Annotated in this window: 24 protein-coding genes and 3 tRNA genes; 13 read left to right on the plus strand and 14 right to left on the minus strand. The window is 64.9% G+C overall.

Translation table 11 applies throughout. The annotated features are described in order from the left end of the window. Positions 1-11 precede the first annotated feature (11 nt). The 4 genes from A5753_RS24580 to A5753_RS15980 form a co-directional block, all read right to left on the minus strand. A complete protein-coding gene (locus A5753_RS24580; RefSeq protein WP_197694711.1) occupies positions 12-167 on the minus strand; it encodes a DUF6131 family protein in 156 nt (51 codons plus the stop codon). A gap of 23 nt (positions 168-190) precedes the next feature. Continuing rightward, positions 191-430, minus strand: a complete 240-nt coding sequence (locus tag A5753_RS15970) for a hypothetical protein (protein ID WP_064880197.1) — start codon at positions 428-430, stop codon at positions 191-193. Positions 431-535: 105 nt separating this feature from the next. Further along, positions 536-946 carry an MmcQ/YjbR family DNA-binding protein gene (locus tag A5753_RS15975; protein ID WP_067129920.1) on the minus strand — a complete coding sequence of 137 codons (411 nt, stop codon included), beginning with the start codon at positions 944-946 and terminating at the stop codon, positions 536-538. A gap of 85 nt (positions 947-1,031) precedes the next feature. Continuing rightward, the gene (locus tag A5753_RS15980; protein WP_067129923.1) at positions 1,032-1,976 is read right to left on the minus strand and encodes a class I SAM-dependent methyltransferase; all 945 of its coding nucleotides are present in this window, start codon (positions 1,974-1,976) and stop codon (positions 1,032-1,034) included. A 125-nt stretch (positions 1,977-2,101) separates the two neighbouring features. Between A5753_RS15980 and A5753_RS15985 the strand changes: the two genes are divergently transcribed. The 3 genes from A5753_RS15985 to A5753_RS23960 are packed head-to-tail and all read left to right on the plus strand — an operon-like array spanning position 2,102 to position 4,025. Then, entirely contained in the window at positions 2,102-2,461 is a 360-nt protein-coding gene (locus A5753_RS15985; protein ID WP_067129926.1) for a nuclear transport factor 2 family protein, read from the plus strand. Between the two features lie 39 nt (positions 2,462-2,500). Next, entirely contained in the window at positions 2,501-3,499 is a 999-nt protein-coding gene (locus A5753_RS15990) for a phosphotransferase family protein (protein ID WP_067129929.1), read from the plus strand. A 19-nt stretch (positions 3,500-3,518) separates the two neighbouring features. Further along, positions 3,519-4,025 (plus strand): hypothetical protein, encoded by a 507-nt coding sequence (locus A5753_RS23960; RefSeq protein ID WP_082971349.1) that lies wholly within the window; start codon positions 3,519-3,521, stop codon positions 4,023-4,025. Positions 4,026-4,125: 100 nt separating this feature from the next. On the opposite strand, the gene A5753_RS16000 is transcribed toward A5753_RS23960, so the two are convergent. The 4 genes from A5753_RS16000 to A5753_RS16015 form a co-directional block, all read right to left on the minus strand. After that, complete coding sequence (locus tag A5753_RS16000; RefSeq protein WP_067129935.1) at positions 4,126-4,632, minus strand: hypothetical protein; 507 nt, start codon at positions 4,630-4,632, stop codon at positions 4,126-4,128. A 133-nt stretch (positions 4,633-4,765) separates the two neighbouring features. After that, complete coding sequence (locus A5753_RS16005) at positions 4,766-5,896, minus strand: STING domain-containing protein (protein WP_156656130.1); 1,131 nt, start codon at positions 5,894-5,896, stop codon at positions 4,766-4,768. 480 nt (positions 5,897-6,376) lie between these two features. Next, positions 6,377-7,336, minus strand: a complete 960-nt coding sequence (locus A5753_RS16010; RefSeq protein WP_067129941.1) for a caspase family protein — start codon at positions 7,334-7,336, stop codon at positions 6,377-6,379. Positions 7,337-7,451: 115 nt separating this feature from the next. Then, complete coding sequence (locus tag A5753_RS16015) at positions 7,452-7,988, minus strand: hypothetical protein (RefSeq protein ID WP_197694712.1); 537 nt, start codon at positions 7,986-7,988, stop codon at positions 7,452-7,454. 182 nt (positions 7,989-8,170) lie between these two features. Between A5753_RS16015 and A5753_RS16020 the strand changes: the two genes are divergently transcribed. Then, a complete protein-coding gene (locus A5753_RS16020; RefSeq protein ID WP_067129944.1) occupies positions 8,171-9,523 on the plus strand; it encodes a metallophosphoesterase in 1,353 nt (450 codons plus the stop codon). A gap of 418 nt (positions 9,524-9,941) precedes the next feature. Here A5753_RS16020 and A5753_RS16025 read toward each other — a convergent pair whose 3' ends face one another. The 3 genes from A5753_RS16025 to A5753_RS16035 form a co-directional block, all read right to left on the minus strand. Beyond that, positions 9,942-13,199, minus strand: coding sequence for a LuxR C-terminal-related transcriptional regulator (locus A5753_RS16025; RefSeq protein ID WP_067129947.1), 3,258 nt, complete (start codon positions 13,197-13,199; stop codon positions 9,942-9,944). A 747-nt stretch (positions 13,200-13,946) separates the two neighbouring features. After that, a tRNA-Arg gene (locus A5753_RS16030) sits at positions 13,947-14,019 on the minus strand. 39 nt (positions 14,020-14,058) lie between these two features. Next, positions 14,059-14,150, minus strand: a tRNA-Ser gene (locus A5753_RS16035). Between the two features lie 80 nt (positions 14,151-14,230). On the opposite strand from A5753_RS16035, the gene hisC reads away from it, so the two are divergent. Together hisC and A5753_RS16045 are read left to right on the plus strand one after the other, a co-directional pair. Further along, positions 14,231-15,298, plus strand: coding sequence for a histidinol-phosphate transaminase (gene hisC, locus A5753_RS16040; protein WP_067129949.1), 1,068 nt, complete (start codon positions 14,231-14,233; stop codon positions 15,296-15,298). Between the two features lie 9 nt (positions 15,299-15,307). Next, positions 15,308-15,772: a DUF4334 domain-containing protein gene (locus tag A5753_RS16045; RefSeq protein ID WP_067129953.1), complete on the plus strand. Its 465-nt coding sequence runs from the start codon at positions 15,308-15,310 to the stop codon at positions 15,770-15,772. A 30-nt stretch (positions 15,773-15,802) separates the two neighbouring features. Here the strand turns inward: A5753_RS16045 and A5753_RS16050 are convergent, their stop codons facing one another. After that, positions 15,803-16,387 carry a TIGR03086 family metal-binding protein gene (locus A5753_RS16050; protein ID WP_082971351.1) on the minus strand — a complete coding sequence of 195 codons (585 nt, stop codon included), beginning with the start codon at positions 16,385-16,387 and terminating at the stop codon, positions 15,803-15,805. 23 nt (positions 16,388-16,410) lie between these two features. Between A5753_RS16050 and A5753_RS16055 the strand changes: the two genes are divergently transcribed. From A5753_RS16055 to A5753_RS16070, 4 genes are read left to right on the plus strand one after another with little or no spacing between them, the layout of a single operon-like run. Further along, a complete protein-coding gene (locus A5753_RS16055; protein WP_067129959.1) occupies positions 16,411-17,235 on the plus strand; it encodes a crotonase/enoyl-CoA hydratase family protein in 825 nt (274 codons plus the stop codon). A gap of 25 nt (positions 17,236-17,260) precedes the next feature. After that, entirely contained in the window at positions 17,261-18,514 is a 1,254-nt protein-coding gene (gene lipE, locus A5753_RS16060) for a lipase LipE (protein WP_067129962.1), read from the plus strand. A 29-nt stretch (positions 18,515-18,543) separates the two neighbouring features. Beyond that, positions 18,544-18,732 (plus strand): hypothetical protein, encoded by a 189-nt coding sequence (locus A5753_RS16065; RefSeq protein WP_067129965.1) that lies wholly within the window; start codon positions 18,544-18,546, stop codon positions 18,730-18,732. A gap of 37 nt (positions 18,733-18,769) precedes the next feature. Beyond that, the gene (locus tag A5753_RS16070; protein ID WP_082971352.1) at positions 18,770-19,909 is read left to right on the plus strand and encodes a hypothetical protein; all 1,140 of its coding nucleotides are present in this window, start codon (positions 18,770-18,772) and stop codon (positions 19,907-19,909) included. On the opposite strand, the gene A5753_RS16075 is transcribed toward A5753_RS16070, so the two are convergent. Then, positions 19,891-19,977 (minus strand) — tRNA-Ser (locus A5753_RS16075). The two genes, A5753_RS16070 and A5753_RS16075, sit on opposite strands and share 19 nt — an antisense overlap. Positions 19,978-20,014: 37 nt before the next feature. Here A5753_RS16075 and A5753_RS16080 point away from each other — a divergent pair. Next, positions 20,015-20,983: an NAD(P)H-quinone oxidoreductase gene (locus A5753_RS16080; RefSeq protein ID WP_067130176.1), complete on the plus strand. Its 969-nt coding sequence runs from the start codon at positions 20,015-20,017 to the stop codon at positions 20,981-20,983. On the opposite strand, the gene A5753_RS16085 is transcribed toward A5753_RS16080, so the two are convergent. After that, complete coding sequence (locus tag A5753_RS16085) at positions 20,980-22,176, minus strand: cysteine desulfurase-like protein (protein ID WP_067129968.1); 1,197 nt, start codon at positions 22,174-22,176, stop codon at positions 20,980-20,982. The genes A5753_RS16080 and A5753_RS16085 overlap by 4 nt on opposite strands. Positions 22,177-22,293: 117 nt before the next feature. Between A5753_RS16085 and A5753_RS16090 the strand changes: the two genes are divergently transcribed. Together A5753_RS16090 and A5753_RS16095 are read left to right on the plus strand one after the other, a co-directional pair. Beyond that, entirely contained in the window at positions 22,294-24,267 is a 1,974-nt protein-coding gene (locus A5753_RS16090) for a DUF6541 family protein (RefSeq protein ID WP_067129971.1), read from the plus strand. 81 nt (positions 24,268-24,348) lie between these two features. Further along, positions 24,349-24,795 carry a bacterial proteasome activator family protein gene (locus tag A5753_RS16095; protein WP_231990094.1) on the plus strand — a complete coding sequence of 149 codons (447 nt, stop codon included), beginning with the start codon at positions 24,349-24,351 and terminating at the stop codon, positions 24,793-24,795. Positions 24,796-24,809: the final 14 nt, after the last annotated feature.

The following is a 24,809-nucleotide window of genomic DNA, read 5'->3' on the forward strand; positions in this document are numbered from 1 at the left end:
GGCAGAAGCCGTTAATACCAGTAGCGGCGACCGGCGACCGGGCGGCCGACCGAGCCGAGAATCCAGAGGACCACGCCGATGACCAGAAGCACGATGCCAAGCGTGGTCAGGATGGGTACGTGGAAAAAGAATCCCAGGATAAGCAGGATAATCCCTAAGATAACCATGTCGACTTCCTTTGAGTGAGTGGTTAGAGGTTGATCGATTGCATTGAACTTGGTTGCGGCAGATGGCAATCCGTTACTTTCGGATTGACACCGAAATAATTCAAGGGTCCGGCGATCACGGTTACCGCAACCGTGCCCGCCGAGGCGCATGATGTGTTGTCGTTCTTGAAGTAATCGCGCTGCCATGCCGCGAACACCCCGATCAGCAACCACACCAACGCAACCGTTCCGATGATCCCGCTGCCACGCATCGTGACCTCCAATGTGGACGAGAAGAAGTTTTCTCGTGGACGTGAAGTTACCCATTCGACTCATGTCTAAACATGCAATGGGTTATGCAACAGTGCTTGTCGGCGCAGCTCCCGGCGTTAGAGGTGGTCGGCGAGCCAGGTGGCGGCCCGCTTTTTCGACGCCCGGGACAACCAGGCGTCCTGAATGAGCTCAGCTAATTCGGTTCTGCTGATTTCCGCCAGCCGGCTGGCCCGGACCAACACCGAAGGGTGCCCGTCGAAATGGTCGGTGGTGAAGAACGGCGAACCTGGATCGGAAATCAACGCCAACTTGTCGCTTTCCGATTCCACCCAGAGCATGATCACGTCCGCATAGCGCTCTCCGGTGTCCGGATCGGTCGCGTCGGGCCGGGGCGTGCGGAAGAAGACGAACGACTTCCCGCCCACCTGGTAGATCGCATTGCCCTTGGGGCCCTCCAGGCGCTGGACGTGCGGCATCGCGGCAGCGATCTCGTGCACGTCGCTTAGCCGGGCACGTCGAGCAGCCATAACGGGGAGGGTACCGCCCATCCGCCATCCTGGCGAGAGACGTTGCGGTAGTTGACTTTAACCTCGCGGCGACCCGTCGGGCGAATCAGCCCGCCGTCCGCTGCGCGGACACGTACAGGGTGGGCGGCATCGAGTCCTCCGCGCCCTGCGGAACGTCGCGGCCATAGCGCGCCATCAAATCCGAGAACGAGTCCGTCGTGACGTCCCAGCCGCGGTCGCGCAGCCAGCCGTCGACCGGTGTCCGCTCCTCCGGGTACCAGAGGTCATCGAAATCCGTGATCTCGGCGTCGACCAGTTCGGCGGCCGCGGCCCGCATCCGTCGCATGTCGTCGCGCTGGCGCTGCACACGAGCGGGATCGGTGAAACCCGGGGCGGGCACGTTGGACGCCAGCCGACTGCCCTCGACACTCAGCGAATCGATCCGTTCGAACAAAAGATCCTGGGCCTGCGCGGGCAGGTAACGAACGAGCCCCTCGGCCGACCATACGGCGGGCTTCGTGGCATCAAATCCCGCCTCCTGCAGCGCTTTCGGCCAATCCTGTCGCAGGTCGATCGCGACGTTGACCAGTCGCGCCTTGGGCTGCGCCCCGTGCTCGCGCAGTGTGCTGGATTTGAAATCCAGCACCTTGGGCTGGTCGAGCTCGTAGACGACGGTGCCGTCGGGCCACGGGAGGCGCCAGCTGCGTGCGTCGAGGCCGGCCGCCAAAATCACCACCTGTCGAACGCCGGCAGCCGCGGCGTCGAGAAAGAACTCGTCGAAAAACGCCGTCCGCGTCGCCATGAAGTCGACCATCAGCTGTAGCCGATTCCGCAGGCCCGGCTCGATATCACCCGCCTTGGCCAACAGCGCGGGGTCGGCATAGATGCTCCACATCCCCTTACCCGCGGCCTCGACGAACACGCGCGCGAAAGGATCCTTGATCAGTGGGTTCTCGCTCTCGGTTTCGGCCGCGCGAGCTGCCGCGACACCCAGCGCGGTGGCGCCCACGCTTTGAGTGATTTCCCAAGAGTCATCGTCGGTCCGCGGCATCGCCAGTTCCCCTCGCCAGAAAGTAAGTTACGCACACTATTCTTCCAGCCGCCGCCGCCCGAGGTCCCCGGTCGCCCCTGCCCTAGTCTTTTTCCCAGACGGTCCACAGGTTGCAAGGGAGTGCCATGACGACCACCCCGTCACGTACGCCGCAGGAGGTTTTCGCCCACCACGGCACCGCACTGGCGGCCGGCGAGCTTGACGAGATCGTCGTCGACTACACCGAGGACTCCGTGCTGCTCAGCCCGGCCGGCGTCGCTCACGGCAAGGACGCCATCCGCAGAGTCTTCGCGGCATTGCTCGCCGATCTACCGGATGCGAACTGGGACTTGGAAACCCAGCTTTTTCACGAGGACGTGCTGTTCTTGGAGTGGACCGCGGACTCAGCGGTCAATCACGTCGACGACGGCGTCGACACCTTCGTGTTTCGCGACGGCATGATCCGAGCGCAAAGCGTCCGCTACACCCCGCGCCCGAAGGGCTGAAGAGTGGATTACGTGAACTTAGAAGTCGTAGCGGAGTGGATGTCCGGGCAGGGACTCGGCGAGGGGCCGCTGCAGGACGTTTCCAATGTCACGGGTGGAACCCAGAACGTCATGGTGCGCTTCACCAGGGCCGGCCGGCCTTATGTGCTGCGCCGCGGACCGCGACACCTGCGCCCGCGCAGCAACAGCGTGATCCTGCGGGAAACGAAAGTCCTTGCCGCACTGGCCAGTTCCGACGTTCCCCACCCCCACCTGATCGCCGCCTGCGAGGACCCGGGTGTGCTGGGTGACGCCGTCTTCTACCTGATGGACCCGGTCGACGGTTTCAACGCGGGCGAGGGCTTGCCACCCCTGCACGCCGGCGATGCCAAGGTGCGTCACGGCATGGGCCTGTCGATGGCCGACGCGCTGGCCAAGCTCGGTGCCGTCGACCACGTCGCGGTGGGCCTCGCCGATTTCGGCAAGCCGGAGGGCTTCCTGGAACGCCAGGTGCCGCGCTGGCTTTCGGAGCTGGAGTCCTACAACGAGTACGACGGCTACCCCGGGCCCGACATCCCCGGCATCGACGAGGTGTCGGCCTGGCTGGACCGGCATCGGCCGGCCCACTGGACGCCGGGCATCATGCACGGCGACTACCACGCCGCCAACGTAATGTTCTCCCGCACCGGTCCGGACGTGGTCGCGATCGTCGACTGGGAGATGTGCACCATCGGCGACCCGCTGCTGGATCTGGGCTGGCTGCTGGCCACCTGGCGCCAGCCCGACGGCTCCAGCGTGTTCAGCCACGCCCTCGGCGGACAGGATGGGCTGGCCAGCACCGACGAACTTCTCGAGCGCTACGCCGCCGACACCACCCGCGACCTGTCCCACCTCACCTGGTACACCGTGTTGGCCTGCTTCAAGCTCGGCATCGTGATCGAGGGCACACTGGCCCGGGCCTGTGCCGGCAAGGCGGAGAAGGAGGTCGGCGACCAATTGCACGCGGCCACGGTGCATCTGTTCGAGCGGGCGCTGGGCCTGATCTCCAATGACGGCTGACCTACTAACATCTCCTCTCGTGCCGCGTTATCCCGAGGAACCGGATTTCTACTCCGAGCCGACCGCGGCCGCGCGGTACGGCGGATATTACGAGCCCGAGCCGCAATCGCCGGAGCCCCCGACGCCGCCGACGCCGTGGTATCGCCGTCCGGCGGCGCTGGTCGCGGCCGGCGCGATCGGGGTGATCGTGCTGGCCGCGTTGGTGTTCGCGGTGGTCAAGCTGACCAGCGGCTCACCGGCGCCCAGCCCCGCCACCACAACGACGCCGGTCCCGTCCACCACCGCGCCGGTGACCACCACGGTGCAGGCGCCGCGACACCACAGGGGCGGCGGTGGTGGAGGCCCGACTGAGACGGTGACCGAGACGGCGCCGCCGCCGCCGAGCACCGACACGAGCACGACGACAGAGCCGTCCACCACGATCGCACCGAGCACCGAAACCAGCACCGTCACGCAGACCGTGACCGAACCACCCCGCAGGGGCCCGTTCGGTGGACCGTTTCAGCCGTATCAGCCGCGCCCCTAGCGCGGCGACGTGCAAGCGAGTGGCGACCTGGTCCGGCCGGCGTCGGATGCGGATGCGCCAGCGTGCCTTGCCGAGAACGCGCCCATCTGCGACGCAACGCTTACAGCGCAAAGTACGTGATGTGACCTGCCCAACTCAGTCCGATACGGTCGAAGACGATTGGACCCGTGTACGTCAGAAGCATGTCCGACAGTCCGTAACTCGCCGTGACGTGCGCCAACCACGGCTGATGTTGGGCGGGTAGCTGGGATTGTTGCTCGGAGAACTGCAGCACCTGGCGGCGCAGCGACTCCAAATCGGGGGAATCGCCCACCAGGTAAACCGCGGCAGCATTAGCCGCTCCGCGGTCGGGGTTAAGGACAGCATGCCCGAACACATGGGCCCGGATCGGATGCGTGGCGGTCTTGAGCGCGTCGAGCCGCTGCTTCAACCCGACGTCGGAAAGGCCACGCACGTCGATGCCGAAATCGACCAGCGAGAGATGCAGATCCTGCAATGGCTCCCCACCGGGGATGGCCAGTAGCGGTCCGTCATCCGCGCGCGGGTAGAGCGCGATAAGCCCGCCCGTGGCCATGGCTTGTTCTTGCTCGGCGTCGATCAGCCGCATACTCCGCGCGCCGTTGGCCTGGTATACCGACATCGGTGATGCCCAAGTGGTCGTTGAGAGCATTAGGCAAGCGGCGATGACGGCAAGGCGCCAGACTGACATCAGCGAAGCCTGTCGCAGTTTGTTGACGATTTCATCTGCCCTGTGGCTTGGACACACGCTCCAGCGTGAGTTTCGGGGTAACCCGGCCACTCGAGTCAGTCCAAAGATCGTAAAATGCGACCCGGTTTTTGAGAAAAGCGATCACATCATCGTCCTCGTTCGGATCGTTTTCGTCCTCGATCAGACGTTTCAGCGCTGAATCGAAGCGATCAAGTTCTCTCGATGTGACAAAACGCGCGATCTCTGATGCCAGTCCGGGATCGTCCGGAACCCGTCGCCTGACCGCTTTATTGATTGCGCCCAGCGTTGTAGGTATATCGAGCAGGGCATGATCTTCCTCGACAAAGTAGGTCTCAACCGGGCGGCCCTTGGTGGTAGTAATCTCAAGGTTTTGGGCGTTGCTCTTTTTCCTGAAGGTGTCCGCATAATTGGTCGAAGCCTGCAGGTCTCGTGGAATGTAAACGTTGAGACGTTCGATCTGATCGATAGCTAATTCCCTAACCGGGCGCTTGTTCTCGTCGCGGAGGAAGGCCTTCGCATCAGTGCTTGATAATGCTTTCGCGGTGCGCTTCACCATGTTGGTGTAGTAGCCGAGAGCAAGGCCCGCCGTTGGGGAACCTTCGATCATTGGCCAACCCTTGTAGTACTCTGTAACCGGGTTATCGAATTTTCCCTGGGGACCAGGGTTGCGCATTTCGGCGAGCGCGGAATGGACCGTTTCTTCAATTGCCTCGCGCGCGGCGGCTGAGTCATCCAAATCCAAAACCAAGTGACGGTAGTGAGTGACGTCGAATGGGACATGCTCCGTCTGCTTGCGGAACCAGCCGAGTTTCGAATTTTTGTGCCGGACCATTATCGTCGGTAGGCCGATGCTGTGCCGGATGCCCAGCTCATACATTACGCTTGGATTTCCGCCGGTTATATCGGCCACCACCAAATTTGCGCGATCGAGGTCGGCGATAACCTGCTGCATAATCTGCTTTTGCTCCGGGACATTTGGAGTCTTGACTTCATATCCGCTTTCTTTCAGCAATGGACGCAAAATTTCGTTTGCGAGACGCTTTTGTCGAGCCAAGTCCCGGGGGTTCTTCATGGGCCCGATAACAAAACAGACCTGGCCCAATTTATTCTTGGCACCACCACTCACCGGATGCGCGTCCACTCTGGCCTCCGCCCTCGAAAATGACAAGCAAGAGTTAATGCAGTACAAAGCTTAGCATAGAGGCGGTATCAATGTCCATCGTCGTGCCAGGTAAATCGCTGTTTTCGGTTCCTAAACCGCCACAGGATCGCGGCTTTTCATGTATTTCTATGAAGGGCCAGAGCGACCGTGGGAATGTACATGCGCACCTGTTCCCGGTCGCTCTCTTTCTCCTGATCCGTTAATGAATGGTATGGAGTCCACATTTGCTTCTCCCAGTGCGAGGCCCATTCAGGCGGGATGAGTAGCGAACCATCTTCGTTCCTGTGACACTTTGAATGTAAGTAGCGCTGCCAATGAGACCAGCGTTCATGCTCGATAGCCGCGAGGTCTTCAATGACCGGGGGTGATCCCAAAGTTAACTCGATATCTCGTCGGGAAGGTAATGGCATCAGTTAACCGCTTTCAGCTTCCTGTCTAGACGCCTCACCCGAATACGCCTTATATCCGGCCGGCATCGACTAAGCCCCAGTAGTGCTTTCCGAGGGCCGTCAAACGGCAACCTGTCGAGTGCATGGCCGCGTAGTACATGTGCTCTTCATCGATTGGGACCACAAGCTGGCACGCCCGGTACTTTTGTAAACCGGAGAAAATCTCCTCGTTCGGACTAACGTCCGCGTCCGCGGTAGGCTCATACGACGGGTCCAGGGGATACTCGTAATCGGGCGCCGGAAACCACTCGGTGAGTTTACGCAGAATCGGCAAGGGCACTCGCGGCTTGCACCTTCGGATGTTTTCGAGCCGGTCGATATTCGCCTTGAATGTCGGCCGCTGCTCCCAGGCCCCGAAGGATTCCGAGAGGTAGGCGTACAGACCGGCTACGGTCACGTGGCCGAGCACGTCGGCGGCGCCACCGTCGAGGGCGCCCTCAAGGTAGGTGGAGAACTGTCCTCTCCCCTCGGCCGTCTCCATCGACGCTTCATCATTGCGGCTGGCCGTCAGCACGCCCAATCCAGTGCGTAAGTTCGCCAGGCCATTGTTCAAGGCCTCGATGGTTGTTGCGCCCCCAGAGAAGCAGCAATCGAGAATGACCGTGATCTCGGACACGGAGCTTGTGTTGATGCGAGCCAGGATCTCGGAGAACATCACTCCAGGGGTATTCTCCGTGGCGTCGGAGGTCGCAAGTGCGACGCCGCCATTGGTCCGAGAGCCGTGACCTGCGAAATATAGGAGCGCATAGGTCGCTCCACCGGCCAGTAACTCGTCCACCATCTGGAGCAGCTTGTCGCGGCTCAATCGAGAGGAACCGTCCCGAACACTCGCCAGTCGGCAGTCCAAATTCGGGCTGTCATCCTCGTTCTTCGTCAACAACGGTTGCAGAGCGGCGGCATCGTTCGCGCAACCCGACAGCGGAGAAAAGTTTTCGTAGTCGTCGATCCCGACCAGCAGCGCCCTCTTCACAAATTCCCCCTTACCGGTGTGAATGCCGCCGTGTCGTACTCGATGAACGCGGCCCTCGGCGACATAGTTTCACTTCACGTTCGTGAACGGAGACGATTTGCCTAACCTTCCTTGGCTAGCCAACTCTTACCAGAACGAGGGTGAGGTACCCGGCGATATAAGTGAGCGCAAACAGAACTGGGATCAATTGCTCGATGTGTGACAGCGGCCAATATCGGCTCCTGTCCTTTCCTTCACCGAGCGCCCACCACTCCGCGCGCCAGAACGGCGAGGCGGGCAATCGTTCTTCGAGGGCGCCCACGACGCGGTACTTTGCGGTGTTGAGCAATTGGTAGCTGCGGACAAGGTAGAACCAGGCATAACACTGACCCAATATCGCGACCAGCGGAATCGCGAACCACCACGCCTCGACGCCGGTGGGACCCTTGAACATGGTGGCGATGAGGCCGACGACTCCGGTGTTCAACGTCAAGAAGAAGGAATTTGTCAGCCCGCGGCGCGCACTAATTCGGTCGGCCATCTCGACGTAGAGTTTGTACTGCTCGAGCAGGGCGCTGTCATAAGACTCACTGGCGCCGTGGGCGCCAATCGCTTCCAGGGGCGCTTTGAAAAGCCGGACGTTGATCTCCGAATCGGTGTCATCCGCGGGCATTCCACTCCTCCTCGCGTCAACTGGGATAGTGCCACACGGGCTCGCGACGTGTCCTCGATCCGCTCTCCCGGGGGCAAGCTCGGTTCGCCGCCCCAGTTCAGCTTGAATAGCTGTTTAAATTCGAGGATTTGCGGCAGCATTGGCGATCAGCCGGGGTCGTCAACCCCGGAAGGCAAGGGGTTATGTTGATTTCCCAGGTGCTGAACATGGATTTTCTATTGGCGGCCGCCGAGGACACCCGCTCAAACCTCGATGACTCGCTCGTCGAGCGAAGGCGGCGTACTTCCATCGATCAGGGTCCACTGACACATATCTCAACTCACGACATTCGAGACGTCGTTGATGAGCTGGCACGCGCCCACCGCGCGAGCGCCGCCACGGCGAGCGTTAAGGCATCCGAGATGTGGATGCCGCGAGACCCGATCCTTGCGATCCTGCAAACCGAACTCACTCGCGCGCTCCATGCACAGACGGGCTCCCTTATAACTGACACCGAGGGTCTCGCCTCGCTTCGCATCGCAGCCGACCCTGGCACGAGAGACGCGGAGCGCCGGCGAGCGTTCGGCAAGTTCGAGGTGACAAGGCCGAAGATTTTCAGCGATCCGCGATGGGTATGGGCTGGTGTGGTCATCGCGTGGCACCGGTTCAAGAACAAGGCTCCTTTTGGGGGACTTCCCCAACAAGCGGTGCGGATCGCCGACGACGCTCGCGTCGTTCTGCTCGGCGATTGGGGCTCAGGCTTGCCACGAGCACAGGCGGTCGCCAAGCGTATCCGCGACGTCCTCGATGAGGGGGTTGCCGACAAACGCGAGCAGCATGTCGTGCACCTGGGCGACGTCTACTACACCGGGGCCAAGGAGGAATACACCGACAACTTCCTCGCCTATTGGCCGGTTCGGCCCGGAGAGCCGATCGGTTCCTACACCATCTGCGGCAACCATGACATGTACCGAGGCGGGCACGACTTCTACGCCACGGCACTAACCGATCCTCGATTTGATCGACAGGCTGACCGAAGCGTCTTCGCGCTAAAGAACAGCAATTGGCAATTTCTCGGTCTCGACACAGCGTACGAGGACCACCAGCTGTCGAACGGCCAAGTCGAGTGGGTTCACGAACAGCTAAGCGCCGCAGCCAATCTCAATACAGTCCTGCTGTCGCACCACCAGGGGTGGAGCGCCTACGAAGATGCTGGTGCGCAGCTGCGGGCACAACTCGCCGATGTGTTGGCGACCGAACGCGTGGACGCATGGTTTTGGGGCCATGAGCATCGCTGCCTCACGTACGACGCACAACACGGGGTCGGCTTTGCGTCTTGCCTAGGGCACGGCGGGGTGCCGGAATACCTAATCGCGCAGGACCCGCTCCCCTATCCGGTGGGGCTGCGATACGACTACCGGCTGAAACATGGAACAGGGTTAGAGCCGTGGAACACCTTCGGATTCGCCGTCATCGAGCTGAATGCCCGCGACATGGTTGTGCGCTACATCGACGAAAGGGGTGTCGAACACCACCGAGAGCATTTGCAAAGGTGAGCGCCGTCGGCGGGAACATCAACGCGGCAATTGCGGCCGCGCCTGCCTTGGTCGGCGATCCACCGGACTCGACGGGGTTTCGATGGCACTTTGTGTCATCGCCGTGACTGGGCCCCCGCAGGCGCAAGCTTCTCAACGTAGGACGTCGGCAGTGTTCAACGCCATTTCAGTGAGCGCCCGAAAGGGATTCGAACCCCTAACCTTCTGATCCGTAGGCGGATTCAACGTCGTTACTCACGTTCGCCGGTGTTTGACGGCGGTTGAGCCTGGGGGTCCGAAACCACCTCTGGCCTGCAGGGATTCGTCCGCTTTGATGTGTATGAGTCCCCTGCCGTCCGAGGGCGTTTGGGGGTGAGTTCTAGATGAGTTGTGACACCGTCGTGACACCGAGCAAGTTGGTCATCCCTCGCAGGACGAATCAGGCGTGGCGTGTCGCTTCCTGGGCGAGCTGAACGCGCGAGGTGAGGCCGAGTTTGGTGTAGACGTGGATGAGGTGGGTTTGGACGGTGCGCGGTGAGACGAATAGCCGTATGGCGATGTCCTTGTTGCCGAGTCCCTCGCTGATCAGTCGCACTACGTCGCGCTCGGTGGGGGTGAGCGACGCCCACCCGCTGGCGGGGCGTTTGCGTTCGCCACGGCCGCGCTGCGCGTAAGCGATCGCGTCCTCGGTAGACAGGGCGGCGCCCTCGGCCCACGCGGATTCAAAGTCCTGCTCGCCCAAGGCATCACGAACCGCCGTCACCCCGGCTTCGTAGTCGGCATCCCAGAGCTTGAACCGCACCGCGCCCCTGCGTTCCCGTATGGCGTGTGCTGCACCGAAGAGGCGGGCGCCTTCGCGGTGGCTGCCGGCCTGGCCGGCCAGAGCGGCGAGGCATTCGAGAGTGTCGGATACGTGCAGGTAAGCCTCAACTTCGGCGGCACATGCGAGCGCGGCGTGGGCGTCGCGTTCGCCTTGTTCGGGCTCCCCTTGCGCGATCGCCACGCGGGCGCGCGTCAACAGCGCTACCGTCAGGTAAAAGCCGGTCGTGCTCGTGACCGCCTCGTCTGCCCCGCGGCGGGCAGCGAGCAGATCCCCGCCCGCCAGTGCGGCCTGCGCACTGATGGCTCGCTGTATCGCCGCCGTCTGGGGCAGGGCGCTCAGGTGCGGCCCGGCCTCGGTCGCGTCCTGCAGCGTCGCAACATCCCCGGCGGCCGAGGCCGCGAGAGCCAACGCCACATGGCCGGTGCCCGCGTAGAGCCCACCCAGCTCGGCGGCGGCCTCGATGGCCGCGTCGGCGGCGGCCCGGGCAGCACCCGTGTCACCCTGAAACGCCAGGGTGGCGCCCTGATACGCGAGGCTAGCCGACTCAAGGATCCCATCGTGAGCTGCCTGAGCCTCGGCCACCAGCTCGGCGAATTGTGCGGCAGCACCGACCAGATCACCCCTATATGCCTGTGCCACTCCAAGGCACCAGCGGCAATAGCGCGAGACGAACCGATCGCCGATCGCCTCGGCCAGGTCGCGTCCTTCTTCGGCGGCTGCGCGCGTCGCGATCGGGTCACCGGCGACGCTGGCGGCCATCGCCTGAAAAGCGAGGATCTGGCCGAGCCGCCACCGATCATCCAAAGCACGGGCCAAGCCGATGGCCTCGGCGAAGTACGCCTCGGCCAGCTCGAAACGCGTGCAGAAGGCGGCGATCGAACCGCAGGCGGTCAGCGCCCGCGCCAGCAGGGCCAGGTCATCGACCTCGCGCGCGATCGCCAGGGCCTGCTGGGCCTGATCCAGGCTGTCGGCGGCGCCCATCCGGATGGCGAGCCCGGCCCTGTCGGCAAGCGCCCGCGCCCGCACCCCAGCGGCGACCTCAGCGTGCTGCGCGTCGAGGTCGGCCAGGGCAGCGTCGAACCACACCAGCCCTTCCCGCAGGCGGCCCCGCCCTTCCCACAGCGGCTGCAACGACGACGCCAGCGCCAACGCCAGCTCGACGTCGGAGTTTTCCCGGCACCACCCGAACGCGGCGCGCAAATTGTCGATCTCGATTTCGGCCTGCTCGATGCGCTGCTCATAACCACGGTCTGCCGGCGCGTCGAGCACCGCGGCCAGCGCCGTGTAGTGATCGCGGTGACGCGACCGCACGGCGTCGGCCTCGCCGGACTCCGCGAGCTTTTCCAGCGCGTACTGGCGCACCGTCTCCACCAGCCGGTAACGCGTTCGGCCCCTGCTGTCGTCGGCCACCACCAGCGACTTGTCCACCAACAGAGTGACCAGATCCAGGATCTGATAACGCTCCACATCTCCGCCGCCGGCGACCGCCTGGGCCGCGTTCAGATCGAAGCCACCCAAAAACACCGCCAGCCGGCGAAACAACACCCGTTCCGGCTCGGTCAACAGCGCATGCGACCAGTCCACCGAGGCGCGCAATGTCTGCTGACGGCGCACCGCGGTGCGCGCACCGCCGGTCAACAGCCGAAACCGGTCATGCAAGCCCTCGAGGATCTCGGCCACCGACAACGCCCGCACCCGCGCCGCCGCCAGCTCGATCGCCAGGGGCATCCCATCCAGGCGCCGACAAATCTCACCCACCGCCGCAGCGTTGTCGGCGTCGACGGCGAAATCGGGTCGAGCACGGCGAGCGCGCTCGACAAACAACTCGATCGCCTCGTCGGCCAACGACAGCGACGGCACCCGCCAGCTCACTTCACCCGCAACACCGATCGGCTCACGACTCGTGGCCAGCAGCGTCAGCGCCGGCGCTGCACCGAGGAGCGCGACTACCAGCTCCGCGCTCGCGTCGAGCAGGTGCTCGCAGTTGTCCAGCACCACCAGCAGCTGACGGTCGCGAACAAACCGCAGCAGCGTGTCCATCGTGGAGCGGCCGGGCTGGTCGGGCAGACCCAACGCGCGGGCCACCGCGACCACCACCACGCCTGGGTGGGCGATCGGCGCCAGATCGACGTACCACACACCGTCACCGAACTCGGCCGCGATGCGAGCCGCGACCTCAACAGCGAGACGGGTCTTGCCGGCGCCGCCGGCACCGGTCAGCGTCACCAGCCGGTTGTCGACGAGCAGCTTCTCCAGGTCAGTCATCTGTGCGCCCCGGCCGACAAAGCTGGTGAGCTGCACCGGAAAGTTTTGGGAGACAACCGCCTTTGCGGTGCGAAGCGCGGGGAAGTCGTTGCGCAGGTCGGGGTGGCATAGCTGCACCACCCGCTCGGGACGGTTCGCACCGCGCAGCTCGTGACGGCCGAGATCAACTAGCCAGGCGTCAGCCGGAAGTACATCGGCGACCAGATCCTCCGTCGTGCCGGAGAGCACGGTCTGGCCGCCGTGGGCCAGATCCCGGATGCGCGCGGCGCGGTTGATGGTGGGACCGATGTAATTACCTTCATCACGCAGCTGCACCTCCCCGGTATGCACACCGATCCGCAAGCAGATCGGGGCCAGCGGCGCCCGCTGCAATTCCAAAGCACACACCACCGCGTCACTCGCGCGGGCAAACGCCACCACAAAACTGTCGCCCTCACCCTGCTCGAGCGGCCGCACCCCGCCATGGGCGGAGACGAGATCATCCAGCGCGTGATCCAGGCGCGCAAAGGCCGCCGTCATCTGCTCGGGCTGGGCCTCCCAGAGCCGCGTGGAGCCCTCGACGTCAGCCAAAAGCAGCGTCACCGTGCCCGTCGGCAAAAGCCCGCTCATGCCAAGATCACTCCAGTCCACCAACGGCATATCAACGCGTGGATTGATCTCGCTCATGCTAACCAGCATGCGGCCACCGTGAGGCGTAAAACATCAGCGCAAACGCGTAGAGCCGCCGACTTACTACGCGGATTTTCCCCAGGTCACCGAGATTCGCGCGGCAGCGGCGTGCGCATGTGAGGGGCGGCCCACGACCGCAGTCGCACGGGGCGTTGGATTCGACGGACTTGCATACGGCAACTGAGTCCAACATGCAGACTTACACGCGAGCAGGAGAGCAGGAGTTATGACCGTGGCCTCCAACTACGATAACGCTGACAGCGCGGCCACTTCCGCAGGAGCGGGCGCCACTGACGAGACCGCCGTCATGCCGCCGTCAACCGCGGCGCCCCCCGAGTTGGCTTGGTCGCGCGACGATGACGACGCCCCGGTGTCTCGTGGGAGGTGGTGCTGAACGCGCCAGTATCATCCTCATCGGCGCCGCTGTAGTGGCTGTCGTTATCGGTCTTTCGGCCTGGCTCGGCTTCTTCCGCTATGACAGCACCGAACCCACGCATACCCCTGGCGCCACGAGCCCTGTCGTACTGACACCGATCACGCTGGGACAAGTCGTCAGGTCCGGCATGCAGTCGCCACACGTGAGTTCGAACGATCGTGTGACACTCTCGTGGCACCGAGGCCACTTGGGGTATCGGCGGGCATGACCCGCAATCTGCGCTGGCGCAGGCCAGTCGGCAATTTCGTTTGCGCGCCCGAAGGGATTCGAACCCCTAACCTTCTGATCCGTAGTCAGATGCTCTATCCGTTGAGCTACGGGCGCCTGTTATCTAGTTGTCGTTCCATGTGTTCCGTGTTTCCGTGGCGGAGGCGAGAGGATTTGAACCTCCGGTCCCCTTTGAGGGGGACAACTCATTAGCAGTGAGCCCCATTCGGCCGCTCTGGCACGCCTCCCTTGGACTTCCTGAGGGTACCGGACCCCTTTCCGCTCGCGCGGAGCCATACCTTACACAGTCGAGACATAAACTGTCGAAGTGACCGCCCGCCTGCGCAACGAACTGGTCGGACTGCCGGTGTATGTCCCCGGCAAGAACGTGCCCGGCTCGATCAAGCTGGCCAGCAACGAGACCGTGTACGGCCCGCTGCCCAGCGTGCAAGCGGCGATCGAGCGCGCGGTTGCCGTCGTCAACCGCTACCCGGACAGCGCCAGCGTCGACCTCAAGGCCGCGCTGTCCATGCACCTGGGGTCCGACGTCGCCCCCGAGCACATCGCGGTCGGTAGCGGTTCGGTCACGTTGTGCCAGCAGCTTGTTCAGATCACCGCCGCCGCCGGCGACGAGGTGATGATCGGCTGGCGCAGCTTCGAGTGCTACCGGCCCATCATCCAAGTCTCCGGCGCGACCACCGTCACCGTCCCGTTGACCGAGCACACGCACGACCTCGACGCGATGCTCGCCGCCATCACCGACCGCACCCGGCTCATCTTCGTGTGCAACCCCAACAATCCGACGTCCACCGTCGTCGACCCGGACACACTGAAGCGATTCGTCGAGGCCGTGCCGCCTCACGTCCTGATCGCCATCGACGAGGCCTACGTCGAATACATCCGCGACGGCATGCTGCCCAACAGCCTGGACCTGGCGCTGACCCGCAGCAATGTCGTTGTGCTGCGGACCTTTTCGAAGGCCTACGGGTTGGCGGGGCTGCGCGTCGGTTACGCGGTGGGCCACCCGGACCTGATCATCGCGCTGGACAAGGTGGTCATGCCGTTCGCCGTGACGAACGTCGCACAGGCGGCCGCCATCGCGTCGCTCGAGGCCTCCGACGAGCTGCTGGCCCGCACCGACGCACTGGTCGCCGAGCGCACCCGCGTCGGCGCCGCGCTGCGCGCCGCCGGATTCGAGCTGCCCCCCTCGCAGGCCAATTTCCTCTGGCTACCGCTAGGTGAGCGCACCACGGATTTCACCGAGCAAGCCGCCGATGCGCACCTGTTGGTGCGGCCGTTCGCGGACGAAGGCGTCCGTGTCACCATTGGTTCGCCGGAGGAAAATGACGCCCTGTTGCATTTTGCCCGCGACTGGGTAGCCCGCACCGAATCATAAGGAGACACCGTGGACCTCGCGCGCAAGAAGTTCACCGAGTTCAAGGAGCGCAGCGGCGACATCGCGGATTCCGAGCTCGACGAATTCTGGGCAGAGCTTGCGCCCGCGACGGTCGACGGGATGATCGGCGAGTGGAAGGGCGGCGAGTTCCAGACCGGCCACAAGATGAACGGCCAACTGGAAAAGGCCGGCTGGTACGGCAAGACCTTCAAGTCCGTCCGCGACGTGCAGCCACTCGTCTGTCTCGACGCCGACGGCAACAAGTTCTCCAACGTGGAGATGGGCAAGGGCGAAGCAAGCCTGTGGCTGGAGGATTTCCGCGGAGAGGTCACCGCGACCATGGTTTACGACGGTCAGCCGGTGCACGATCACTTCAAGAAGATCGACGACGACGCCGTGATGGGCATCATGAACGGCAAGGGCGTCCGGGACAACGGCAAGTACTACTACTTCTACCTGGAACGCGAGCAGTAACTCGGGCGCTCGAGTGGGTAGGCGCCCGAACTACCCTGCCGGGTTACGACCGGTGAACGCGACCAGCTGCTCGAGCGCGCCGGCGTCCGCCGAGACGTCGACCGGGTCATCGAATCCGGCCTGACCCCGCAACTCCGGCCTGATGATCTGACGCGCGAGCCCCAGCACATATTCGGACAGCGGCTCGGGGGCATCGACATCGCGGCCCACCGCGGCGGCGTAATCCCATGCGTGGACCAGGAATTCGATCGACAGGATGGCGCACGCACTGTTCGCGGGCATCTCACCCTTGCCGAACGGCACCGACCCCTCCAGACCGTGGCGGCGCCAGGCGTCCAACGCGGGCCGGGCCGCGGCGATCACTTGGCGTTCCACCGAATCGCTTTCCTCGCGCGCCGGAATCTCGGCACCGACCATGCCGCCGAGCGCCGAGATCGAATTCAACAGATGCCCCGTCAGATCCGCCACGTCGAATTCGGTGCACGGCGTCGGTCGGGACAGGTCGTCGGAGGCGATCGTGTGCAGCACCCGCTGCAGGACCCCCAAGGTGTCCTCGGCGCTGTGCAGCTCGTCGGTGGGCGGGGAATGCGGTCCGGGTCGCAAATCAGGAGCCATAATCGCCACGCTACGGTCTCGATATGGCGCAAGCATACGAATCCGTCACCGTCGAGACGAAAGACCACGTCGCCCAGGTGACGCTGATCGGACCGGGCAAGGGCAACGCGATGGGACCGGCCTTCTGGTCGGAAATGCCCGAGCTGTTCGCGGCGCTGGACGCCGACCCCGAGGTCCGGGCCATCGTGCTGACCGGCTCGGGCAAGAACTTCAGCTACGGGCTCGACGTGCCGGCGATGGGCGGTTCGTTCACCCCGCTGCTGTCCGGCGACGCCTTGGCCGGCCCGCGCGCGGTGTTTCACCGCGAGGTCAAGCGCATGCAGGGAGCGATCACCGCGGTCGCCGACTGCCGGACCCCGACCATCGCGGCGGTGCACGGCTGGTGCATCGGGGGCGGCGTCGACCTGATCTCGGCGGTAGACATCCGCTACGCCAGCGCCGACGCCAAGTTCTCGGTGCGCGAGGTCAAGCTCGCCATCGTCGCCGACGTCGGTAGCCTGGCCCGCCTCCCGATGATCCTGAACGACGGACACCTGCGCGAGCTCGCGTTGACCGGCAAGGACATCGATGCGGCCCGCGCCGAGAAGATCGGTCTGGTCAACGACATCTACGCCGACGCCGACGCCACCCTGGCCGCGGCGCACGCCACCGCCGCGGAGATCGCCGCCAATCCCCCGCTGACCGTGCACGGCGTCAAGGACGTCCTCGACCAGCAGCGCATCGCGGCGGTCTCGGAGAGCCTGCGGTATGTGGCGGCCTGGAATGCGGCCTTCCTGCCGTCCAAGGACCTGACCGAGGGCATCTCGGCGACGTTCGAGAAGCGCCCACCGCGGTTCACCGGGGAGTAACCGGACGCCACGTACCCTCGCTGGGGTGAACCAGCCGCCCTCAGCGACTCCCGACGGCAAGATCCGGCTCCCCGCAGACCTGGACTCCGTGACGGCGATCGGCGCCGAAGACCACTCGGAAATCGACAGCGCCGCCGTCGACCGGATCTGGCAGGCGGCGCGACATTGGTATGGCGCCGGTTTCCATCCCGCGATCCAGCTGTGCATCCGCCAGCACGGCCGCGTCGTGCTCAACCGCGCGATCGGCCACGGCTGGGGCAACGCCCCGAGCGATCCGCCCGACGCGGAGAAGATCGTGGTCACACCTGACACACCCTTCTGCGTGTATTCGGCGGCCAAGGGGATGGCGGCGACCGTGGTGCACATGCTGGTCGAGCGCGGTGTCTTCTCGCTTGACGACCGGGTGTGCGACTACATCCCCACATTCACCAGTCACGGCAAGCATCGGATCACCATCCGGCACGTCATGACACACAGCGCCGGACTGCCCTTCCCCACCGGGCCCAGGCCCGACGTCACCCGCGCCGACGACCACGAGTACGCGCAGCAGAAGCTGGGCGAGTTGCGGCCGCTCTACCGTCCCGGGTTGGTGCACATCTACCACGCGCTGACCTGGGGTCCACTGGTGCGCGAGATCGTTTACGCGGCCACCGGCAAGGAGATTCGCGAGATCCTGGCCACCGAGATCCTCGACCCGCTCGGCTTCCGATGGACCAACTTCGGCGTCGCAAAGGAGGATGTCCCGCTGGTCGCGCCGAGCCATGCCACCGGGCGGACGCTCCCGCCGGTGGTCGCGCAGATCTTCCGCAAGGCAATCGGCGGAACCGTGCACGAGTTGATCCCGTACACAAACTCCCCGATGTTCTTGACCACCATCATTCCGTCGTCGAACACGGTGTCTACCGCCCAGGAGATGTCGCGGTTCGCCGAGATATGGCGGCGCGGAGGCGAACTCGACGGTGTGCGGGTGATCAGCCCGGAGACCATGTATGGCGCCGTGACCCAATGCCGAAGGCTACGACCCGATTTCGCTGTCGGATTGCAACCGGCCCGCTGGGGCACCGGGTACATCCTCGGCACCAACCGGTGGGGCCCGTTCGGGCGCAACGCGCCACACGCGTTCGGCAACCTGGGCCTGGTCAACATCGCCATCTGGGCCGACCCCGCGCGCGGTATATCGGCCGGCGTAGTGAGCAGCGGCAAACCCGGCCGGGACCCCGAATCCGGCCGGTACACCGCCCTGCTGGACACGATCACCGCCGAAATCCCAACCGGTTGACGACGGCTGCAGTGGGAACACTGCCACTCATGGCTACCTATCGAGTGCTCAACCCGAAGGGCGACGTCGTCGCGACCAAGGACATCGAAAGCGCCGACGACGCCCACGCCTGGTTCGTTGACCAGAAGGCCGACAACAGCGAGCTCGGCTGGCGCATGGAGGTCCAGCACGACGACGAATGGCACTTCTTCGACGACAGTGAGGGCGATCGAGGCTAGGTGTTTGTCCCCCGGCGCGCGGGGCAACCAACACAGCATGGATTCGCAACGCTTCCGCAAGCTGCTGGACGCATCGGGGCCGTTCGCCTCGGTGTACTTCGATGACTCACATGACACCCACGACGCCGAAGCTCAGCTCGAGCTGAAGTGGCGGGCGGTCAAGGAGGAGCTGGAACGCTCAGGCGCCGAAGCGGCGGTGATCGGCCAGATCGAGGACGCAGTGCTGAATCTGCGTCCACCGATCGGCCGCAGCGGGCGCGCGGTGATCGCCGGTGCCGGCGGCGTGCTGATCAATGAGCACCTGGCGCGCCCGGCCGCGACCGACATCGTTCGCGTCTCCGAATTGCCGTACCTGGTACCGATTCTCGAGCTGAGCTTCGATCACCCGGACTACGTGCTGGTGGTCGCCGACCACAGCGGCGCCGACATCACCACCCACATCGGTGGGACGCTGCGCAGCGAGACCGTCGACGGCGGTGGCTATCCCGTGCACAAATCCGCCGGAGCCGAGACCGCGGGCTACGGCGATCCCCAGCTACGCACCGAGGAGGCCGCGCGGAAAAACCTGCGCGCCGTCGCTGACCGAGTCGCTGAGCTCGCCGACGACAAGGCGATCGAGGTGATCTTCGTGGTGGGCGAGGTGCGCTCGCGCTCCGATCTGCTCGCGGCACTGCCCGACCGACTGCAGGAACGCACGGTGGCACTCGAGATCGGGGCGCGGCACAGCGGTCACGATTTCGGCGAGATCGAGCACGCCGTCGAGGGCGAATTCGTCAAGCGCCAGCTGCGCACGATCGATGATGCGGCGCAGCGCTTTACCGCCGAGATCGGGCGGCAGTCGGGGCTCGCGGCCGAGGGGCTCGGGGCGGTGTGCTCCGCGCTGCGCCAGGGCGCGGTGGAGACACTGATCATCGGCGACATCGGCGATGCGACCGTGGTTGCCGACGAGGGCTTGACGACGATCGCGCCCGACGAGAACGTGCTCTCCGAGCAGGGCGCCGCTCCCGCCAAGACGCTACGGGCCGACGAAGCGCTGCCGTTCTCGGCGATCTCGGTCGGCGCCGCCCTGGTGCGCACCGACGAGCGGATCTCTCCGGCCGACGGCGTGGGCGCGGTCCTGCGCTACGCGCCGACGCTGCATCAGCCGAGTGAGAAGAGCGGTGGCGGAGGGATTTGAACCCCCGGACGGTGTTAGCCGTCTCTCGCTTTCAAGGCGAGTGCATTAGGCCGCTCTGCCACGCCACCGCTGATCAGGGTAGCCGGACTCGGTAGCGTGGCCACCATGCGCGCCATCGTCGCCGAATCCGCAGATCAGCTCTCCTGGCAGGAAGTACCCGATGTTTCCGCCGGCCCCGGCGAGGTGCTGGTCAAGGTCGCCGCCGCCGGAGTAAACCGCGCCGACCTGCTGCAGGCCGCCGGCAAATACCCGCCGCCGCCGGGTGCCAGCGAGATCATCGGGATGGAGGTGTCCGGCGTCATCGCCGATGTCGGCTCCGACGTCACGAATTGGTCTGTCGGACAAGAGGTTTGCGCACTACTCGCCGGTGGGGGCTACGCCGAATACGTCGCCGTTCCGGCCGGCCAGCTGATGCCGGTTCCCGAGGGTGTCGACCTGGTGGACGCCGCCGGGTTGCCCGAAGTGGCCTGTACCGTCTGGTCGAACCTGGTGCTGACCGCGCATCTCGGCAAGGGGCAGCTGCTGCTGATGCACGGCGGGGCCAGCGGCATCGGCAGCCACGCCATCCAGGTCGCCCGGGCGCTGGGCGTGCGCGTGGCCGTCACCGTCGGGTCGGCGGAGAAGCTGGAATTCTGCCGCGAACTCGGCGCCGAGATCACCATCAACTATCGCGACGAGGACTTCGTCGCGCGCCTGCAGGAGGCCGGCGGCGCCGACGTGATCTTCGACATCATGGGCGCCTCCTACCTCGACCGTAATATCGACGCCCTGGCCACCGACGGGCAACTCGTGATCATCGGCATGCAGGGCGGGATCAAGGGCGAACTCAACATCGGCAAGCTGCTGGGCAAGCGTGCGCGGGTCATCGGCACCACGCTTCGCGCGCGCCCGGTGACCGGGCCCAACAGTAAGACCGAGATCGTGCAGGCGGTGATCGAGTCGGTGTGGCCGATGATCGCCGAGGACCGCGTCCGGCCGATCATCGGCGCCCGCCTGCCCATCCAGCAAGCGGGAGAAGCGCATCAACAGCTGACGTCGAGCAAGGTGACCGGAAAGGTCCTCCTGACGGTCTAACCCAGCGACGCTAGCGCACGCACCAACTGATCGACTTCTGCGGTCGTCGAGTAGTGCGCCAGCCCGACCGTGACCGCGCCGCCGACGTCGTTGACGCCCAACACATCGAGCGCGCGGGAACTTTCGTTGGTGACGACCAGAATCCCGTTGTCCGCCAACCGCTGAACGACCCGCTCGGCGGGCACGCCGTTCAGCGCGAAACTGACCACCGGGATCCGCACCTCCGGGCGGCCGATCACCATCACCAACGGCAGCGACCGCAACGACACCATCAGGTAGTCGTAGATCCGGTTCAGGTACGAGGCGGCGGACTGCATCGACACCGCCAGGCGTTCGCGCCGGCTCCCGCGCGCGGTTTCGTCGAGCGATGCCAGGTACTCGATGCTGGCCACCACCCCGGCCAGCAGACCGAACTGGTGCGCGCCGATCTCCAGACGGGCCGGCCCGACGGCCTTGGGGTCCGGCGAGATCGAACTGAACGAGTTGAGCAACGCGGGATCGCGGAACACGATCGCCCCGATCGGCGGACCGCCCCACGCCGCGGCGTTGACCGCCACCACGTCGGCGTCGGTTTCCTTGACGTCGAGCAACCGGTAGGGCGCGGCGGCGGAATGGTCGACCACCGCCAGGCCGCCGACGTCGTGCACCAGTTTGGTCATCGCCCGCAGGTCGGTGACCGTGCCCAGTGTCGCGGACGCCGAGGCCACGGCGACCAGCCGGGTCGACTTCCCAATGAGACCCTCCCACTGCCACGTGGGAAGCTCACCCGTCTCGATGTCGATCTCGGCCCACTTGACCTTGGCGCCGTACCGGTGTGCCGCGCGCAGCCATGGAGCGATGTTGGCTTCGTCGTCCAGGCGGCTGACGATGACCTCGTAGCCCAGGCCGGCCCGCGACGACGACGCCTCGGCCAGCGCCGACAACAAGATCGCACGATCGGCGCCCAGCACGACACCCGCGGGGTCGACGTTGAACAGGTCAGCTACCGCCGCCCGCGCCGCCTCCAGGACGGCCGCACTGCGCTGCGCGGATGGGTGTGGGCCCACCGTAGTGGGACCGGACCTGCGGAAAGCCGTCGACACCGTGGTCGCGACGGAATCGGGAATCAGCATCCCGCTCGGGGCGTCGAAGTGTACCCAGCCGTCACCCAGCGACGGATGCAGTCCGCGCACCCGGGCGACGTCATATGCCATGTGGGCCACCTTAGGGCTTCCGCTTTTTGCGAAACTGTGACGGTAGCGGGTCCCGCAGACGTTCCGGCCAGTTGGTGGCCTCCCGAGCCAGGGCACCCGGCCAGCCATACTAGTCGAGTGGGGCTCTGGTTCGGAACGCTCATTGCATTGTTCTTGCTGATAGCGCCCGGGGCGATCATCGCACGTATCAGTCAGTTGTCTTGGTCTGTCGCAGTCGCGGTCGGCCCGGCGCTGACCTTCGGCATGGTCGCACTAGCCATTATTCCGTTTGGTGCCATCGGGATTCCGTGGAACGGCTGGACCGCGCTGGCGACGCTGGTTGTGGTGTGCCTGCTGATGATCGCCCTGCAGCTGCTGCTGGCCCGTTACCGCGACCGCGAAGCGGAGGCTCGCGGGGTCAGCCGTTGGCCTGCCATCACGGTGGGGGTGGGCGTACTGTTGGGCGCCCTGCTCATCATGTGGGCCGCCTACCGCGGCCTCGCCGCCCACTGGCAGACCATCCCGAGCACCTGGGACGCCGTCTGGCACGCCAACGAGGTGCGGTTCATCCTGGACACCGGCCAGGCGTCGTCGACGCACATGGGCGAGCTGCGCAACGTCGAGACCCATAAGACGCTGTACTACCCCTCGGTGTTCCACGCCCTGACCACCGTGTTCTGCCAGCTGACCGGGGCGGCTCCCACCACCGGCTACACGCTGAGTTCGGTCGCCGCATCGGTCTGGCTGTTCCCGACCAGCGCGGCCATGCTGACCTGGCATCTGGTGCGGCGGCACACCACCGAGTGGCGCAGCGCCGGGGCGGCGGCCACCGCGGCGGCGCTGTCGGCGTCGTTCACCGCGGTCCCGTATGTCGAGTTCGGCGTGGCCGCGATGCCTAACCTCGCGGCCTACGGAGTAGCGGTCCCGGCCTTCGTCCTGATCAGCACCACGCTGCGACACCGCGACCGCATCCCGGCGGCGGTCCTGGCGTGGGTGGGCGTCATGTCCGTGCACATCACCGGCGGGGTGATCGTGTTGTTGTTCCTGGTGGCCTGGTGGCTCATGGACGCGGTGTGGCGTCCGGTGCGCGGCAGGCTGGCCGATCTCGTCGCCCTGGCCTGGGTTGCGGTGGTCTCCGGATTGATCCTGTTGCCGCAGTTCATCAGCGTCCAGGGGCAGGAAGACATCATCGCCGGGCATTCCTTTCTGACGTACCTCAGCAAGAAGCGGGGACTTTTCGACGCCGTCTTCCAGCACTCCCGCCACCTCAACGACTTCCCATACCAGTACGGGCTCATGGCACTCGCGATCTTCGGCGGCCTGCTTTTCGCCTACAAGAAAATCTGGTGGCCGCTGGCCGTCTGGCTGCTGCTCGTGGTGGTCGAGGTCGACGCGGGAACGCCGCTCGGCGGTCCGATCGGCGCGGTGGCCGGAATGTTCGGCGAGTTCTTCTACAAGGATCCGCGCCGGATCTCGGCCGCCGTCACCCTGCTGCTGGAGCCGATGGCCGGAGTCGCAGTGTTCGCGATCGTCGTGGGCGTCGTGGCCGTCGCCCAACGGGTGAGCGGCAGGTTCAAGCCACTTCCCGCCCCGGTCTGGGTCTCGGCCACCGCTGTGCTGCTGGTGGCGATCACCGTGCTCACGGGGCGCCACTACCTGTATCGACACCTGGTGTTATTCGGCGACAAGTACGACTCGGTGATTGTCGACCAGCGCGACCTGATGGCCATGGCCTATCTGTCTAAACTGCCCGGCGCCCACGAGACGCTGATCGGCAACGCCAACACCGACGGCACAGCCTGGATGTACGCCGTCGCCGATCTGCATCCGTTGTGGACCCATTACGACTATCCGCAACAGATGGGTCCGGGCCCCAACCGATACATCTTCTGGACCTCGGCCCGCAAAGGCGAATCCGATCCGCGGGTCCTCGAAGCGATTAGAGCGCTCAATATCCGGTACATCTACACCAGCACGCCGACTGTCCGGGGGTTCGCCGTACCCGAAGGACTAGTGTCACTGGATAAGTCGAAGTCGTGGGCGTTGATCTACGACAATGGCGGTGCCCGAATTTATGAATGGCGACCAAACGGCGCGACGCCACACCCATAGTCCTCAAAGGATGGTGAAGGATTGAGTACCCGCAACGATGACGACGACGTCGAAATCATCGGCGGCGTCGACCCGCGAGTGATGGCGCTCACCGATGACGACGCCGACGAGCGTTCCCTGACCGACCTGGTCGAGCAGCCCGCGAAGGTGATGCGAATCGGGACCATGATCAAGCAACTGCTCGAGGAGGTGCGCGCCGCACCGCTGGACGAGGCCAGCCGTAACCGGCTGCGCGAGATCCACGCGACCAGCATCCGGGAACTGGAGGAGGGCTTGGCACCGGAGCTGCGGGAGGAGCTCGACCGCCTCACCCTGCCCTTCAATGAGGACGCGGCCCCGTCCGACGCCGAATTGCGCATCGCCCAGGCGCAGTTGGTCGGCTGGCTGGAAGGGCTGTTCCACGGCATCCAGACCGCCCTGTTCGCGCAGCAGATGGCCGCCCGCGCGCAGCTGGAAAAAATGCGCCAGGGGGCGCTGCCGCCGGGCATCGGTAAGCCGGGCGCGCCCGGGCACGGTCAATACCTGTAAGCGAACTTGAGTAG

Source organism: Mycobacterium sp. 852002-51971_SCH5477799-a (genome assembly GCF_001667145.1).
Classification (GTDB): Bacteria; Actinomycetota; Actinomycetes; order Mycobacteriales; family Mycobacteriaceae; genus Mycobacterium.